Genomic DNA, 16,532 nt, shown 5'->3' with positions numbered 1-16,532 from the left:
CCCACCGAAACCAAATGTTATGACCAAGCCCATAGAGGGATTCTCAAAACTGACCAAAGAGCAAAAGATAGATTGGCTAACGGCCTCTTATACGGCCGATCCAAAGGCAGCAAAAAGCCTACTCAAAAGGTACTGGAACACAGCCGAAGACGTGCAACAACTGCATGACGAGTTTATAGAAAACACGGTTACCAATTACTATCTTCCGTTTGGAATTGCCCCAAATTTTTTAATCAACGATAAACTTTATGCCATTCCCATGGCCATTGAAGAAAGCTCCGTAGTTGCGGCAGCAAGTAAAGCGGCAAAGTTCTGGCTAGAAAAAGGCGGGTTTAAAACCCAAGTTTTAGGTACCGAAAAAATAGGTCAAGTACATTTCATATACCAAGGCAACAAAGAACACCTTATCTCTTTCTTTGCACATATAAAACCAAAGCTACTTTCCGAAGCCTCCTCCATCACCAAGAACATGGAAAAACGAGGTGGCGGCATCAATAGCATTGAACTGAGGGATAGAACTAATGCCCTGGACAACTATTACCAATTGCATTGCACGTTTGAGACGCTTGATGCTATGGGCGCGAATTTCATAAATTCCTGTCTAGAACAATTTGCTAAAACTTTTAAGGAAGAGGCGAGTTCGTTTTCTCTTTTTACCGAAAAAGAAAAGGCTATTGAAATTGTAATGAGCATCCTGTCCAATTATGTTCCTAATTGCTTAGTTAAAGCCGAGGTAACCTGCCCAGTTACAGAATTGAAGATAGGAAACAGCGAAGCATCTCTTCAATTTGCAAAAAAAATAGTACAAGCGGTAAACATAGCCAAAGTAGAACCCCATAGGGCCGTTACCCACAATAAGGGTATTATGAACGGTATAGATGCCGTTGTACTGGCCACAGGAAACGATTTTAGGGCTGTAGAAGCTGGTATTCATGCCTACGCAGCCAAAGATGGTTCTTACACCAGTCTCACCCATGCCGCCATTGAGAATGACACCTTTAAATTTTGGATCGAGATTCCTATGGCTTTAGGGACTATAGGCGGACTCACCAGTTTACATCCTCTTGTAAAATTAGCCATGGAGATATTAGGTAAACCGTCCGCTAAAGAATTAATGCAGATTGTTGCTGTTGCCGGTTTGGCACAAAACTTTGCCGCAGTACGCTCTCTAGTCACCACAGGTATCCAAGAAGGGCACATGAAGATGCACCTATTGAATATCTTGAACCAATTGGGAGCCACCGAAGAAGAAAAGAAAGCATTGACCATTTATTTTAAGAAACATCCGGCCACCCACAATGCCGTAGTAGAAGCGTTTGAAAAGCTCAGGAACACCAAATGATAAAAGAGTACTACAGTAACGGAAAACTACTCTTAACGGGAGAATATGCCATATTAGACGGCGCATTAGGTCTTGCTATACCTACTAAATATGGACAAACGCTAAAAGTAACCCCTACCCAAAGCCAACAATTAATTTGGAAAAGCCTGGACAACGAAGAAAAAGCTTGGTTCAAAACTTCGGTTGATATAGGTGAATTAGCAACTGATAAAAAAGAAGTTACAAACGAAACCGTAGAAACGGTACTTTTAAATATACTTAAAGAGGCAAAAAAATTAAACCCTAACTTCTTATTCAAAACTACAGGGCTAGAAGTTGAAACTAAATTGGATTTTCCAAGGGATTGGGGTTTAGGTTCATCATCAACCCTTATAAATAATATTGCGCAATGGGCAGAGGTAGATGCTTTTCAACTCTTGTGGAATGCTTTTTCCGGAAGTGGGTATGATATTGCTTGCGCCCAGAATAACACTCCTATCCTCTATCAGGTTAAGGAAAAAATTCCAACAATAAAACCGGTTGCTTTCAATCCTAAATTCAAAAAACAACTTTTCTTTGTTCACCTAGACAAAAAACAAAATAGTAGGGAAGGGATTGCCCAATATCGAAAAATGGAGTTTGACCATATCAAACTCACCGAAAGTATTACCCGATTAACCTTAGAAATAACGGAAAGTAAAGATTTGGAAACTTTTGGGAGTCTACTGGAACGCCATGAAGCCCTTTTGTCCCGAATATTACAGACCAAGACCATAAAACAACAACTTTTTCCTGACTACTTGGGAACTATAAAAAGTTTAGGCGCTTGGGGCGGCGATTTTATTCTTGCCATTGGCAATAAAGACACTCCGGATTATTTTATAAAAAAAGGCTACCGTACGGTAATTCCCTACGATAAAATGGTGCTATAAAAAAAGAGCCTTTCAATATTGAAAGGCTCTTTTTTTGTATTGTTAGACCACTATCTAGTAGAAAGCAGCTCTTTTGTCCTCAATCTCCGAGGCATCTTTTAATGCATCGTATACTGCAGTATTAACTCGTGCTTCACGTGAAGTTTTTACGGAAGTAGCGTACATACTATAGTTATCCAGTTTTGGCGCTTCGGTCTTCTTGGTAACCGTTAACTTATAAACTCCGGTGTTACCTTCTATAAGCTCAGAAGTAGCACCTTCTTTCATTGCGAAAGCAGTACCTACAACAGCAGGTTCAGACCCGGCTCCAGGAATTGTTGGAGACTTAACAGTTAACGCAGATGCCGTTGAGGCACTTACGTTATTATCTTTTGCCAAATCTTCAATTGATTTTCCTTTGTTGGCTGCTGTAATTTGTGCCGCTTTACGTTCTTTTCTAAGTTTAGGAAGAACTATAGCAGAGGCATCCTCTACAGACATAAGACCTTCTTTGTATGCTTTTGTTACTTGAGCAACAGCATAACCACCGGTTAAATCAAAACGCTTGATATCCCCAATATTGGTCTCTTCCTGAAAAGCCCACTGTACAATATTTCTTTGTGCACCAAGACCTGGCAAGTTTTCATCTGTAGCCTTTATCTTGTTTACAGGGCGAACCAAGTATTCATTTTCTTTGGCTAGATCTGAGAATGCCTTGTTAGATTCAATAGACTCCATTTCAAATTTAGTAGCATCCGTAAACAACTTATTAGTTGTTTCCTCAGATGGTTCTATCTCACGAGCCAAGGTAGCTATTTGAACAATATCCTCTTTATCATCTATTTTAATAACATGGAAACCAAAATCAGTTTCAACCATACCAATAGTGCCTACTTTATTTCCAAAAGCAAAATCATTAAAAGCAGGTACCATCCTACCCTCTTGGAAATATCCTAAATCACCTCCGTTTGGTGCAGAAGGACCGTCAGAATTATCACGTGCCAACTCTACAAACTTGGCATCTTTCTTTTTAGCCTCTCTTAACAAACGCTTTGCTTCGGCCTCAGCCTCTTCTTTAGTTCTTGTTACTTCAGGATTGGCACGTTGCGCACCTTCGTAAGCAATAAGAATATGGCTTGCCTTTACAGAACCTCCTGGCTTTCTGGCCACCATTTTAGAAACTTTAAAGAAATCACCATCTCTATAAGGACCATACATTTCTCCAACCTGCAAAGTCATTAGCGTATCTGCAAACTTGGCAGGAAGCTGCTTCTTAGATTTGTAAATAGTATCAAATTTCACATCTGAATTACGATCTAAAAATGCCGCTAAATCCGTTGTATTCCTGAAACCAGCTACAGTATCGTTTTTATCCGTTTGAGCATTATACTCAACTGTATCGTCCATCAATTTTGTAATGGCATCCTTTACTGCTGTCTCATCTGCGGCAGAAGGCTTCTCCTGAAAGTATACAAACTGAATATCCCTAGCTGGTTCTTGTTTGAAATCTTCCTTATGATTATTGATGTAAGTCTGAATCTCACTTTTAGAAACAGAAATAGTACTATCCGGAATAGAAGTGAACGGAATACGTACATACTTAACATCCACCTTATCATTGGCCAGTTTGTAATCTAGTTCACCTTCTTTTAAAGTGGCACCAACTCCGGCCTTGATCAAGTTAAAATAGGTTTGCTGTTTTGCGCTTTGAACAATTGCCTGTTCATCTTGCAACCAAAGATTGTACTGCTCCGGATTGTTCAATTTAAGCTCAGCAATAAAATTTCTGAATTTGTTCTGGTCAAAAACACCACTTTCATTCTGGAATTGTGGGCTCTGAGCATATGACGGAATAGTTCCAATGTAGTTTAGAATTTGATCTTGCTCAATATCAACCCCCAAATCCTCGAATTGCTGTCCTAAGATAGCATTACGTACCTCTTGGTCAAACACTTGGTTTACGGTCTGCATTGTAGAAGCGCTGGCAGAACGTCTAGAAGCAATATCTACCTTTTGGCGAAATTCATCTATTGAAATTTCCTCTCCATTAATTTCGGCTATACTAGAGCCTACTTTACCACTAACATCTCCGTTGACAAATACACCGGATATTACAAATGCGAAAAGGGCCAAGCCTATAATCAGTATTAGAACGGTTGTCCGTTTTCTTATATTCTCTAAAATTGCCATTAATTAGGGTTTTGTTTAATCAGTTTGCGAAATTACCATTTTTCCTTCAATTTATAAAGGATTGAAAAACTATTCTTTATCAAGGATTTGTAAGAACACTAAATCAATTTTTGTGTTCGATACTTCAATTATTTTGAACATGAAATTTTCTATTTGGATTTCTGAATTTTGCTCGGGAATTTCACCTGTTTCACTCACAATTAATCCGCCAAGTGTCTCATACTCTTCACTTTTAGGAAGCTCCAATTTATAGACTTCATTTATGTAGTCAACCTCTAACCGCGCCGAAAACTTAAACGTATTATCCTCTAATTGTTCTTCAATTAGATCGGTAGTGTCATGCTCATCTTCAATTTCACCAAAGAGTTCTTCAACAATATCCTCTACGGTCATGATTCCTGAAGTACCTCCGTACTCATCCAGAACCACTGCAATACTCTTTCGTTTTTTGGTCAACACATTAAGAATATCCTGAATAAGCATGGTTTCGGGCACAAACTCAACCGGCAAAAGAATACTCTTTATGGTTTTTGGCTTTTTAAATAGCTCATACGAATGCACATAACCTATAATATTATCTATAGTATCTTTATAGACCAAAATTTTAGAATAGCCTGTTTCCGTAAAAAGTTTTGCCAGGTTTTTTGGTGTCTCATGAAGTTCAACCGCCATGATTTCTGTACGGGGCACCATTACTTCTCGTGCTTTTAAGGCGGCAAATTCCAAGGCGTTCTGGAAAATTTGAATCTCGGAATCTACTTCGTCCTCCTCTTCTACGGTTTCCATCTGCTCCGTTATATAATCCCCAAGTTCTATTTTGCTAAAAGCCAATTGCACATCGTCCCCATCTGTTTTGAAGAACGCTTTTAAAATAGCATCGGACACCCAAATTACAAAATCGGAAATCACCGAAAAGATAATATAAAAAAGATAGGCCGGTATGGCCAAAAATTTGAGCAAGGTATTGGAGTAAATCTGAAAGAGCACTTTTGGCAAAAACTCCGCAGTAAAGAGGATAACCAACGTAGATATGACCGTTTGGGTTACCAGACTAAAATCTCCCAACACTAAATTGAGAAACTCACTATGGGAGGGCACCATACTTTGAAACCACCCCATGAGCAGATCACCCATGAACAACCCATAAATAACCAAGGCAATATTATTGCCAATAAGCATAGTGGCAATAAACTTAGATGGCTTTTTGGTTAGGCGCGTTAACACCTTGGCCAAAAGACCTTCCTGCTTCTTTTCTATTTCAATGTGAATCTTATTGGCGGAAATGAACGCTATCTCCATACCTGAAAAAAAGGCCGAAAACAGCAGCGATGAAACAATAATCAAAATGGCAGCTTCCACAGCTTATTGTTGGTTATCTTGTTTGCGTTGTTCAAACTTTTTCCTGTAATTTCTTCTGAACAGAAACATTCCTATTGAAACCGCAGCGAAGAACATAAATAAATAAGTGCCTTCCCTATCCGTATTCCAATCCGTAAAAATTCTATACAATGAGAAAAAGGCTACTGCCAAATATAAATATTCGGTATATCTTAAAATCTTAATCATCCGATTCTTCTTTAATAGTCATTAAGCCATATGTTTTATGGGCGTTGAAGAAACTTAAGTCTTTATTAAAATCCATTCCTTCACCATCCATGATAGTTCCATCCTCGGGATTTGTAAACTTAAAATTCTCTTGGGTAAAAATCCAATTATCATCCTGATCCCAAAACAATTGCGGGGTTTCCAATTTCTTGCCGTCATGGCTTTCTATGACAACATTGCCTTGTAAATCTATTACATTTGTGGCAGAATAAATAATTCCGTAATCCGCTTTAATAATACTCTTCTCCCCAGCTTCATTAAAATAATCTACCAACAAACCTTTTGGAAAGGTACGGTACGGAAATTCCTGATTGTTATAATCCTCGTTCAAAGGACTTGTTAGAACCGCAATTACACGGGTTGAAGTAGAATCTTCACTCTCAAGCATTTCCTTGGCCTCTGTATACGTGGCCGTAAAATTTTCGGTAATACCCATAGGATACACCAAAGGTGCTTTCTCCTGACCGGACCTTTTGTAGTTATCCTGACAAGAAAAAAAAACTATTGCCATGGTAAGAACCATGGCAATAGTTTTAAGATTATATCCGTAAGATGAAATCATCTTTCTATAAGTTCGGTACTTTTATGCTACCACCAACCCAACAACTGAAAGACACGGTTTTACCGGCCATACCAGAGTTGAATATATCTGTTTTAGAAGGTGCTTTTGCAGCATAACTAGCAGCAGACTGATTAGCCGCTCCTTTTACCGCTGGATCTACACGACCAGCTTGACGGGCCATATCCGCAGCCTTCCAGTAAATAGCTCTTTTCTCAAACGGAGTACTACCACAATCGTTAGCACTTGTTGCGTAAAGGCTAGCTATTAACAAATATGCTTTACCGTTGGCTTTATTAGCATTGATAGCCATTTGAGCATACTTTCTAGCTGTAGACTTGCTACCTTTTCTTTTGTTGATTACCGCTACTTTATAAGCGATATCAGATTTTTTATAAGGATCGGTCTCCAAAGTCATAGCCTTATCAAAATCCGCAAGGGCTCCTTTAGAATCTCCATTTTTCATTTTTAATGTACCACCATATACATAAGCACTAGCCGATGGATCTAAAGCCAATTGAGCTTCAAACAACTTTTGAAACAAAGGATCATCCGTACATTCTTTGTTGAACATTCTTCCTACCGCTCTTTTTACCCATGTAACATCTCCTTTTTTCTCTTCAAAACTCTTTTCATATAAAGGAATAAGGTTATCACAATCTGCCAAAGCACCAAGCTTAGAATCTACACTACCGGCAATTTTACCGTAAGATTCCGAATTAGTAGTCGCAATTTTCAAGCTTCTTTTCTCTTTAGAAGTAATAGTTCCCGTAGAATCTTTAGGAAGCAACTTGGTAATTACACCTGTAAGTTTTTTGTTCTCTTCTTCTATTTTATCGTTTACGTTATCGTAAACATCAAAAACCTCTTGCAAGTCTTTTTTACCATCTTTGTGCAAGTCTACCAAACTTGAAAAGTACAAGTACAAGGCTTTTGGATTCTTAAAGTTTTTAGGATCTTTCTCAAAAGCTTCCCCTAACAACTTGTACAACTCATCGTCAGAAGCCATTTTGTTATCGTACAAAAACAAAGCTTTATCAATACCTACTACACCTGGAGAGTATTTTGCTGGAAAGTACTTGGCACTGTTATCGTACAAAGCCAACATATCCTTTACGTACCCATCTTTTTCAGCACCAGATGACTTTTCTATTTTATCGGCCAATATTTTCTCGCCGTAAATAAAGTTAGCACGGTTAATATCAGGGCAATTATCATAGACCATTTTCCAAGGAGTATAAGCCGCCTCATAATTTTTCACCTTTGCATGCTCAACATATATAGATAAGTTGGTCATACATTCTTGATTTTGAGCCTGGGCATTACTTACTCCCATAAACCCTAAAAGCATAATCGCCGTGAAGTAAAGTTTTGTTTTCATTTTTAAATTTTTACTTGTTTTTCAAATTACAAATTGCCAGTCAAATTCATGGTTAGTGCCCAGAGTTATTATGGCTCATTTTTTATGTTCTAATTTTTGGAGGGGTAATGTACTAATTTTTCACCAAGAGGTCTAAAGTAAATTTAGAAAATGCCATTTTGAGATTTTTTTTGCGAATTTACCCAATCATTCTCTAATTAACCCAATAAACCCTAACGAAATCTCAAGCATTTTACAATCTTAGTTTATCTTTCTCTTTCTAAACCATTGATCGTTTAAAGACAATCCTAGGTTGACTTTAAAATAACTCTCCTCAATTAGATCTGCTGCGGTAGTTCCTCTTTTTCCATATTCAAAACCTAAGTTAAGATTGGAAAGATTGTTACCCAACGGTAAACCCAATCCAAAAGTTATGCCAAAATCATTTATATCTTTTTCATTAACATACATTCCGGTCTTCTCAAGACGTACACCAGCCCTGTAAGTAACCCTTTTTAAATAGCTTCCAAAAGAATTTCTTTCCGGAGTATAAAAACCTCCCAATGCAAATGTGCTGGCGTCTTTATATACTAAATTATCTATCTCCAAAAAGGCGTTAGAAAAATCAGTTAGCTTCTGAAAGCTATATTCCAGCCCCAAAAACCATTGCATATTTTTTCCGTAACCCAAGCCCAATGTAGTTGTGGTAGGTATGGTTACCCCAGTTTCTTTTAAGCCTTGAGAGTACAGATCAACTTCATTTACGAAACTTTCCGAGGACGGGCTTCCAATAAAAGAACCTATTCTCTGCGTATTTCTGGCCGAAAGATTGGCCTGTGTATTTATGCGTACCGATGTATACAAGGTGTATTCATCATCCATTGCCGGTGTATAGCTAAGAGCATAATTCAAATCTACACCGTTAATCCTAGAAACCCGCTCATCTTTTGAACCCAACAAAACACCTTCCGTGCTTTGCACTTTAAGGGTTTCTATTCTCCCAAAATTATAGTTCAGGGTTACACCAAAACTGAAATCCTTTGCAAATTCATAACCAACGGATACATAAGCCTTGTTAACACCGCCATCACCGGAGTACTGATTTATTTCTTGAGACCCTTCTGCCCCGACCAAATCTTCAAAATTATAACCTACCGAAGAATAAGGCACGATACCAAAACCAACTCCCAAGCCTTTTTTAATACTTAACCCAATAGACAAGTAATCTAAATTGGTAACCGCCGTACTCTGCTGTTCGGTAAAGCTTTTTAAAGTAGTCTGTTTGTACGATAGCCCCGCAGTATAAGTGGTTATACCAAAATCATCCCTTCCTTGAATACCCAATTTACTATACGCGGCAGGGTTTCTAAGGTTAACATGAATACTATCGGCATACATACCTATGCCACCCATCATCTGGTTTTCTACGGTAGAACCGCTTCTTAACTCTCCTAAACCAAAATATGAATATGGGGAAACCGAACCATCTTGAGCGTACATGCCTGTTGTAAAAAGGCAAATTATGGCAAAACCTATTTTTCTGATCATTAGCGTTTGTTGTATTCCAACAGATAATTTAATCCCTTAAGGAGAAATTTGGAGTCCGCAAATATGGTATTTTTTAACCGTTTAGACAAAAATAGCATGTCACCGCCTGTTAAAATAACTGTTAAATCTGCAAAACGAGATTTGTATTGGTCTATTACACCGTCTATTTCTTGGCAAATACCGTTTACTACACCACTGTGAATACTGGTTTCGGTAGAGTTTCCTATGTAATCTATAAATTCTTTTGGCTTCAATAGGGGCAATTTTGAAGTTTGTTCGTGCAATGCCTTATATCTCATATGCAACCCTGGGGAAATGGCCCCTCCCAAATACTCTCCGTAATCGTTCACCATGTCATAGGTAACGCATGTACCGGCGTCTATGACCAGACTGTTCCCTTTTGGATTATGATAAAATGCCGCTGTTGCCAGCGCTATACGATCAACACCCAAGGATTGTGGAGTGGCGTATGAATTCTTAAAAGGGGTTTTACTGGACGGTGTTAGTTCATGAACTTCGCAAAAAACGGTAAGCACCGACATGACTTTTCGGTCCAAATTTCCAACCGAAGCTATTATTCCGCGTTTTATTTTAGGATAATGATCACAAATTTCCTTTAGTTCCCGAGCTACATTTTCAACCTCGGAATTTTGCCGAAATATAAGGGTATCTCCCTCATACACGGCTAGTTTCACACAAGTATTACCGGCATCTATTACTAAGTTCATAGATACAAAGATCAAAAAATGTTACCTAACATTCATCTTTTTTTCAAAATTTGTTTGCATATCGCAAATTTGAAATTATATTTGCACCCCGCAAACGGGCATGGTGCCTTAGCTCAGTTGGTAGAGCAATGGACTGAAAATCCATGTGTCCCTGGTTCGATTCCTGGAGGCACCACAAAAAATCCTTACTTCGGTAAGGATTTTTTTGTTTTTGGACTTATCTTGCAAAAAACTACTGTTTTGACTGTAATAGATACCAACACCCCTCTAGAGGAACTACAGAATTATCTACTATCCAAAGAGTGGTTAGACCCCTCAGAAAAAATCATTTCCGTAGAAAAGCCCGGAGACGGCAACATGAACGTGGTACTGCGCATCACAACCGATCAACGTTCGTTTATCTTAAAGCAATCACGGCCCTACGTACAGAAATACCAACAGATCAAAGCACCTCTAGATCGTATTTTTGTAGAAAAAAAATTCTATCAAGCCGTTAGGGACAATGCCGTTCATGCCCACGTACCCAATATCATTGGTTTTGATTCTAACGAGCATTTATTACTGCTTGAAGATTTAGGTCATTGCGAGGATATGGTCTACATCTACCAAAAACAGGCTATCTCAAACAGACAGTTAGACCGTCTTATTTTTATTCTAGGGCTCATTCACAGAAAAAAGGTATCCAGTGATTTTCCACAGAACCTAGAAATGCGCCAACTGAACCATCAACATATTTTTGAACTTCCATTTTTAGAGGATAACGGATTTCCATTGGACGATATACAACCTGGACTCCAAGAGCTTTCGCTTCAATACAAGAAAGACAAGAAAATAAAAAAGGTTGTAAAAAAGGTGGGGAAGAAATATCTATCACCCGGCACCACACTTCTTCATGGCGATTATTATCCAGGAAGCTGGATGACCGAATCTGAGAATCTGTACATTATAGACCCGGAATTTGGTTTTGTAGGTTTCCCCGAATTTGATTTAGGTGTCATGTCCGCACATATTATCATGGCCACTGGCAAAAAGGGCTATCTAAAACGTATTCATGCCGCCTATGATGGAGAGGCCGATCTGGAGTTAATGTCCCAAGTGGCCGGTATAGAGATTATTAGAAGGTTAATAGGGCTGGCACAATTGCCCCTAGAACGCAGTTTAAAAGAAAAAGGCAAGCTTCTGAAAAAAGCACGCAAACTCATTTTGTCTCCATGAAAAGACTTCTACTTTGGACGCTAACAGTCTTATTCATTGGCTGCAAAGAAAAAACATCTCCATTAGAAATCCCCGCTCCAATTGGCCAATCTTATATCTTGGACACTCTAGACCTTTCAGAAAAAACCTATTACGACAAAGTTTTAGGTGCTTTGGTTGGATCTGCTATTGGCGATGCCATGGGTGCTTCTACCGAAATGTGGTCTCGAAAAGACATTCAACTTAAATACGGCTACATTACGACCCTCACTCCCGCCGTACGACAACAATCACCAGAAGGCACGTGGGACCATAATTTAATTGCCGGCGCCACAACGGACGATACACGTTGGAAATATGCCATGGTCAAGTACCTATCGCTAAACAAAGAAAACCTTAGTGCTACTAATTTTGCCAATTTTATAACGGACTATTATGCATCGCTTACAAAGACCATTAGTGACAATGGTGCCGTACCGGAAACCGATTTCTTGGATACCCAGATTGAAAAAATAGACTGGATCAAGGAATGGGCACGTGTAAGCATGGCCTATCAAAAAGATACCGAAGCCTACCTAAAAGCCATGAACCGTTTTTACGGTGGTGAAATGTCTTGTGCCGGGCAACTGTATACTCCAATGTTCGGGCTTATAAGCAATAATCCTGAAGATGCTTACAATCTTGCCTATGAACATACTTTGTTTGACTTGGGGTATGCCAAGGACATATCCGCTTTGGTTTCAGCAATGACACATATGGCACTCCGGACCACCAATATGGATTCCATAATCAACACCGCCACCTTTATAGACCCGCTAGGCTACCAAGATAGCAGACTAGTAGGCCGTATTTCATATAACATGGCAGATGCTTCCGTAAAAAAAGTCCTAGCCATAAAACAACTTGTATTAGCCGATACCTTAACCGCAAAAGACAGCATTCTCTTTAAAATACCTGAGGGATTTAATGGGCTCCAAAAGGAATGGACCCGCCAAGAACTGGCCTATCAATTTTTGGAGGAAAATGAAAAGGCTATTCCCTTTCACTCTGGAGAAATCTGGCAAATTTTGATTACCGCTTTACAATATGGCGAAGGCGATTTTGAAAAAACCCTTCAATTTATAGTGAACTATGGCCGGGACAATGACACCGTTGCCGCAGTAGCCGGGATGATTCTGGGCGCCAAAGAAGGTTACTCCAACCTACCGGTAACCCTACGTACCCAAGCCCTTAAAGTTAACAAAGAAAATATGGGCATAGACCTTGAGGCCTTGGCGCTTGAAATGGTAGAGAAAAAGCACATAGACTTTCAGAACCCTTAGTCTTTACTTAACAATTTCAGCTTATATTAATCTTATATTTGTTTATGCTTAAACAAACAATTATTAGAATTTGACTTTCATATTAATATTTTTAGCCTGCATACTTGGGTACCTGCTTATCAAATATTGGATTAGACTTATTAACTTCATTTTTAAGCCAATTGAAATGGCTTTAGAGAATAAACAAAGAAAAATCAAAGCGATTCGAACCGAAAACAAGAAGAAACAGGTTTCCAATTACAATCTCGGAGAATTTGATATAAATGACTTTCCTGAAAATAGAAATGAAGAATTTTACTTTTATGAATATGACATTCCAGATGGAGAATGGGTTAATATCGATGAGACAATTTGTAAAATAAGAATTGGCGAGAAAGGTATTCTTCAATTTTCTACTGTTGTAATAAGAGCAAAAAAAGCAGGGGTTTTAGAATGGACATCTGAAAAAGATGATTCGTTAAAAAATGGAGATAATATTTACAAACTACACCAAAAAGGAGAATACCAAAACGAAAATTCAATAGAAAATTTTGAACACAAAGATTTTTTTAAAGAACAAGGTTTCAAACACTCTTTCAATAAATGGCTTGTTGACGATGGCTCTTTAGTAAAAGAAGGAGAACCAATTTTTGAATATAATGACTCAAAATACAAGAAACATATAAATTATTCTAAAAAAAATGGGTTCATTCATCAAATTGACCCAAACAAAATCCTTGATTTAAACAGAAATGAATTAATGTATGTTATTCGTGACACTGATGAAAAAAGAATTGAGCAACGTTTTATAAATAAGCCAAATTTGATTACCGATGATTTTACAGAATTGAAGATTGTAAAATGGCATAGAGTAAGTTCTAGCTCAGAGATTAGTCCAGGAGTTAAAACTAAATCAGACAACATGATAATTGACTTTCTTTTCACCTTCAATTATTTAGACGATAATGATTATATTGTATTTCACTTTAACTCAAAGCAAATAAGACCTAAACAATTTGACAAAATCAACTTCCTATTTGAAAACGGAGAACAAATTCAATTTGAGTTGCTGGTAAACCCAACTTTTTCAAAAAATAGATTAAACGAAAAAATTTTAGAATATAAAGGATTAATAACTAAATCTGAACTCAACCTCTTTGCAAGTACATATTTTAAGAAATGGAAAATTTCCCTCGTTAGTGACAAAAGAGAAATATTAGGAGGCGATAAAAGTGGAGATGCATTCTATTCAACAAAAAACAACATTAGAATTGTAATCAAAAAATTCGCAAACGATTACATAAATTTAGTTCAAAAAACAATACCAAATTATCAACCAACTGAATTTAAAAAAGAGGAATCAATTAAAGAAACAGCCATTGAATTTTGTTATGTTTATCTAATGCACGACACTTCTAATAAATATTATAAAATTGGAATTTCTAACAAGCCGGAATATAGAGAAAGAACTTTACAAAGTGAGAAACCGACAATAGAAATGATTCAGTGCAAGAAGTTTCCAGTTAGAAAAATTGCTGAAAGTATTGAAAAGGCTCTTCACCAAACTTATTCAGATAAAAGACTAAGAGGAGAATGGTTTGAACTAAGTAAAGAAGATATTGAGCACATCAAACAAACATTGAGCTAAACAAAAATTGCTTAATTAAGTCCAAAAAAAAGTTTGAATCTATATATTTCATTTAAAACTTGTTTCTATCAGATATAACCCATGAGATCAACATTAACCACATTTCTATTTCTCTGTGTCGTTTCAACTTCCTTTTCACAGAACAAGATTGATAAAACCCTAAAAAAGCTCAATAAAGGATCTGTAGACTACATTCACATTGAACAACTTGAAAACGCCACGAACCCCATTTTTATTGATGCTCGAGAGAAGACTGAATACGAAGTAAGCCACTTAAAAGAGGCCATTTGGGTGGGATATGATACGTTTCAGTTGGACTCCGTTACTCAACAACTGCAAAATAAAAACAAGGAAATAGTCGTTTACTGTTCCATTGGGGTACGATCGGAAGATATTGGGGAAAAGTTGAAAAAAGCGGGGTATACCAATGTAAAAAATCTATATGGAGGTATTTTTGAATGGAAAAACAAAGGCTATCCGGTTTATGATTCTATTGGAAACCCCACCGAAAATGTCCACGCCTTTAACAAACATTGGGGCAAACTACTAAATGCAGGAGAGAAAGTTTACGACAAATAAAACGTCTAATGGGTTCTAGAAATTACAACACATTACAAACCATTAAAACCTTTCGCATTTGAGTATTATATCGCCCCAAGAAAAACAAAAAGACGCCGCTACGGTAAACTATACCAATATAGCATCAAAAAACCTTCTGCTCATTTTTACGCGAAACCCGCAATTGGGCAAATGTAAAACTAGATTGGCAGCTACGGTCGGAAATGAAACAGCTTTGGACATTTACAAGTTTTTACTGAACCACACGGTAAACATTACCAAAGACTTAAATGCCGCAAAACAAGTTTGGTATTCCGAAGAAATTTGGGCAGATGATATTTGGAGCCCTAGTATATTTGACAAAAGATTGCAGCAAGGCAATGATTTGGGCACTCGTATGGCCAAGGCCTTTCAAGATGGTTTTGCTTCTGGCTTTGAACGTATTATCATCATAGGAAGCGATATGTACGACCTTGACCAAAATAATATACAGAATGCTTTTTCCCAGTTAAAGAAAAACGATTTTGTAGTTGGGCCTGCCGAAGATGGCGGCTATTACCTTCTAGGAATGAATTCCTTTAAACCAGAGCTTTTCTCCAATAAAGATTGGGGCAAGGAAACCGTTTTAGCCAGCACCTTGGAAAATCTTAAAAACGAAAAATATCATATTTTAGAAGCACGTAACGATGTGGACGTTTATGAAGATATTAAAGACATAAATGCCTTTAAGCCCTATTTAAAACATATTAAAACATGATACAAAAACAATTAAACGAATCTGTTGCTTATTTACAGAGCAAAGGATTTGACAATCCGGAAATTGGTATTGTACTGGGTACCGGCCTTGGTAAATTGGCCGATCAAATAGAAGACCCTATTGAGGCGCATTACAACCATATTCCTTTCTTTCCCCTGGCCACCGTAGAATTTCACTCCGGAAAGCTTATTTACGGTACCCTGGAAGGGAAAAAGGCAGTGGTCATGCAAGGGCGATTTCACTTGTATGAAGGGTATGACTTTTTAGATATTACCTACCCCATTCGTGTTATGCACCAACTGGGTATTAAAAAATTATTTATTTCCAATGCTGCAGGAGCCATCAATCTAGACTATAAAGAAGGCGACTTAATGCTTATTGAGGATCATATTAACCTTCAAGGCGGATCTCCTTTGGCATTTAAAGGTGTTGGGAAGTTTGGTGACCGTTTTACAGATATGTCCGAGCCCTATGACATACCAATGCGCCAAACCCTGACTAAAATCGCAGAGAAAGAAGATATAACACTTCATAAGGGCGTATATGTTTCGGTGGTGGGACCACAACTGGAGACCAAGGCAGAATACCGGATGCTTAAAATTATTGGCGCAGATGCCGTGGGCATGAGTACAGTGCCCGAAGTTATTGTTGCCAACCATTTAAGCCTGCCCATTATTGCTGTTTCTGTTATTACGGATGAGTGCAACCCGGACAATCTTAAACCCGCGGACATACAACGTATCCTTAAAACGGCCGAAGCGGCAGAGCCCAAAATGGTAAAGCTATTCAGGGAGCTGATAAAAACCCTATAGACTATACTTCTAGGTCGAAAAAAAGAAACCAATAAGCTCC

At 38.0% G+C, this 16,532-nt stretch carries 15 protein-coding genes and 1 tRNA gene; 9 read left to right on the top strand and 7 right to left on the bottom strand.

The window, feature by feature from the left end; genetic code table 11:
- Nucleotides 1–19: 19 nt before the first annotated feature.
- Nucleotides 20–1,342 (top strand): hydroxymethylglutaryl-CoA reductase, degradative, encoded by a 1,323-nt coding sequence (locus H9565_RS04180; RefSeq protein WP_215437860.1) that lies wholly within the window; start codon nt 20–22, stop codon nt 1,340–1,342.
- The gene (locus tag H9565_RS04175; RefSeq protein ID WP_215437858.1) at nt 1,339–2,253 is read left to right on the top strand and encodes a GYDIA family GHMP kinase; all 915 of its coding nucleotides are present in this window, start codon (nt 1,339–1,341) and stop codon (nt 2,251–2,253) included. The genes H9565_RS04180 and H9565_RS04175 overlap by 4 nt, the downstream gene beginning before the upstream one ends.
- A gap of 54 nt (nt 2,254–2,307) precedes the next feature.
- Here H9565_RS04175 and H9565_RS04170 read toward each other — a convergent pair whose 3' ends face one another.
- The 7 genes from H9565_RS04170 to H9565_RS04140 form a co-directional block, all read right to left on the bottom strand.
- Nucleotides 2,308–4,422 (bottom strand): peptidylprolyl isomerase, encoded by a 2,115-nt coding sequence (locus H9565_RS04170; RefSeq protein WP_215437857.1) that lies wholly within the window; start codon nt 4,420–4,422, stop codon nt 2,308–2,310.
- 69 nt (nt 4,423–4,491) lie between these two features.
- Entirely contained in the window at nt 4,492–5,721 is a 1,230-nt protein-coding gene (locus H9565_RS04165) for a hemolysin family protein (RefSeq protein WP_246560332.1), read from the bottom strand.
- A gap of 63 nt (nt 5,722–5,784) precedes the next feature.
- Complete coding sequence (locus tag H9565_RS04160; RefSeq protein WP_215437852.1) at nt 5,785–5,988, bottom strand: hypothetical protein; 204 nt, start codon at nt 5,986–5,988, stop codon at nt 5,785–5,787.
- The gene (lptC, locus tag H9565_RS04155; protein ID WP_215437850.1) at nt 5,981–6,589 is read right to left on the bottom strand and encodes an LPS export ABC transporter periplasmic protein LptC; all 609 of its coding nucleotides are present in this window, start codon (nt 6,587–6,589) and stop codon (nt 5,981–5,983) included. The genes H9565_RS04160 and lptC overlap by 8 nt, the downstream gene beginning before the upstream one ends.
- A 4-nt stretch (nt 6,590–6,593) precedes the next feature.
- Nucleotides 6,594–7,967 (bottom strand): hypothetical protein, encoded by a 1,374-nt coding sequence (locus H9565_RS04150; RefSeq protein WP_246560284.1) that lies wholly within the window; start codon nt 7,965–7,967, stop codon nt 6,594–6,596.
- A gap of 240 nt (nt 7,968–8,207) precedes the next feature.
- Nucleotides 8,208–9,494, bottom strand: coding sequence for a hypothetical protein (locus tag H9565_RS04145; protein ID WP_215437848.1), 1,287 nt, complete (start codon nt 9,492–9,494; stop codon nt 8,208–8,210).
- Nucleotides 9,494–10,222, bottom strand: a complete 729-nt coding sequence (locus H9565_RS04140) for a type III pantothenate kinase (RefSeq protein ID WP_215437846.1) — start codon at nt 10,220–10,222, stop codon at nt 9,494–9,496. Before H9565_RS04140 ends, H9565_RS04145 begins: the two co-directional genes overlap by 1 nt.
- 102 nt (nt 10,223–10,324) lie before the next feature.
- On the opposite strand from H9565_RS04140, the gene H9565_RS04135 reads away from it, so the two are divergent.
- The 7 genes from H9565_RS04135 (at nt 10,325) to H9565_RS04105 (ending at nt 16,492) form a co-directional block, all read left to right on the top strand.
- A tRNA-Phe gene (locus H9565_RS04135) sits at nt 10,325–10,397 on the top strand.
- A gap of 65 nt (nt 10,398–10,462) precedes the next feature.
- Nucleotides 10,463–11,437 carry a phosphotransferase gene (locus H9565_RS04130; RefSeq protein WP_215437844.1) on the top strand — a complete coding sequence of 325 codons (975 nt, stop codon included), beginning with the start codon at nt 10,463–10,465 and terminating at the stop codon, nt 11,435–11,437.
- The gene (locus tag H9565_RS04125) at nt 11,434–12,738 is read left to right on the top strand and encodes an ADP-ribosylglycohydrolase family protein (protein ID WP_215437843.1); all 1,305 of its coding nucleotides are present in this window, start codon (nt 11,434–11,436) and stop codon (nt 12,736–12,738) included. Before H9565_RS04130 ends, H9565_RS04125 begins: the two co-directional genes overlap by 4 nt.
- A 166-nt stretch (nt 12,739–12,904) precedes the next feature.
- Nucleotides 12,905–14,365, top strand: a complete 1,461-nt coding sequence (locus H9565_RS04120; RefSeq protein ID WP_215437841.1) for a GIY-YIG nuclease family protein — start codon at nt 12,905–12,907, stop codon at nt 14,363–14,365.
- An 81-nt stretch (nt 14,366–14,446) separates the two neighbouring features.
- Nucleotides 14,447–14,944, top strand: a complete 498-nt coding sequence (locus H9565_RS04115; RefSeq protein ID WP_215437839.1) for a rhodanese-like domain-containing protein — start codon at nt 14,447–14,449, stop codon at nt 14,942–14,944.
- Nucleotides 14,945–15,002: 58 nt separating this feature from the next.
- Nucleotides 15,003–15,680 carry a TIGR04282 family arsenosugar biosynthesis glycosyltransferase gene (locus tag H9565_RS04110; RefSeq protein WP_246560280.1) on the top strand — a complete coding sequence of 226 codons (678 nt, stop codon included), beginning with the start codon at nt 15,003–15,005 and terminating at the stop codon, nt 15,678–15,680.
- On the top strand, nt 15,677–16,492 hold the full coding sequence (locus H9565_RS04105; protein ID WP_215437836.1) for a purine-nucleoside phosphorylase: 816 nt from the start codon (nt 15,677–15,679) through the stop codon (nt 16,490–16,492). Before H9565_RS04110 ends, H9565_RS04105 begins: the two co-directional genes overlap by 4 nt.
- The last annotated feature ends 40 nt before the right edge of the window (nt 16,493–16,532 follow it).

The sequence above is a fragment of the Zobellia russellii genome, from assembly GCF_018728565.1.
GTDB classification, from domain to species: domain Bacteria; phylum Bacteroidota; class Bacteroidia; order Flavobacteriales; family Flavobacteriaceae; genus Zobellia; species Zobellia russellii.
This window is presented reverse-complemented; position numbering and strand designations above follow the sequence as displayed.

Bases quoted from the DNA above. Each gene is read 5' to 3' on its own strand.
- H9565_RS04180 (WP_215437860.1), top strand. From the start codon at position 20: ATGACCAAGCCCATAGAGGGATTCTCAAAACTGACCAAAGAGCAAAAG.
- H9565_RS04175 (WP_215437858.1), top strand. From the start codon at position 1,339: ATGATAAAAGAGTACTACAGTAACGGAAAACTACTCTTAACGGGAGAA.
- H9565_RS04170 (WP_215437857.1), bottom strand. From the start codon at position 4,422: ATGGCAATTTTAGAGAATATAAGAAAACGGACAACCGTTCTAATACTG.
- H9565_RS04165 (WP_246560332.1), bottom strand. From the start codon at position 5,721: ATGGAGATAGCGTTCATTTCCGCCAATAAGATTCACATTGAAATAGAA.
- H9565_RS04160 (WP_215437852.1), bottom strand. From the start codon at position 5,988: ATGATTAAGATTTTAAGATATACCGAATATTTATATTTGGCAGTAGCC.
- lptC (WP_215437850.1), bottom strand. From the start codon at position 6,589: ATGATTTCATCTTACGGATATAATCTTAAAACTATTGCCATGGTTCTT.
- H9565_RS04150 (WP_246560284.1), bottom strand. From the start codon at position 7,967: ATGAAAACAAAACTTTACTTCACGGCGATTATGCTTTTAGGGTTTATG.
- H9565_RS04145 (WP_215437848.1), bottom strand. From the start codon at position 9,494: ATGATCAGAAAAATAGGTTTTGCCATAATTTGCCTTTTTACAACAGGC.
- H9565_RS04140 (WP_215437846.1), bottom strand. From the start codon at position 10,222: ATGAACTTAGTAATAGATGCCGGTAATACTTGTGTGAAACTAGCCGTG.
- H9565_RS04125 (WP_215437843.1), top strand. From the start codon at position 11,434: ATGAAAAGACTTCTACTTTGGACGCTAACAGTCTTATTCATTGGCTGC.
- H9565_RS04120 (WP_215437841.1), top strand. From the start codon at position 12,905: ATGGCTTTAGAGAATAAACAAAGAAAAATCAAAGCGATTCGAACCGAA.
- H9565_RS04115 (WP_215437839.1), top strand. From the start codon at position 14,447: ATGAGATCAACATTAACCACATTTCTATTTCTCTGTGTCGTTTCAACT.
- H9565_RS04105 (WP_215437836.1), top strand. From the start codon at position 15,677: ATGATACAAAAACAATTAAACGAATCTGTTGCTTATTTACAGAGCAAA.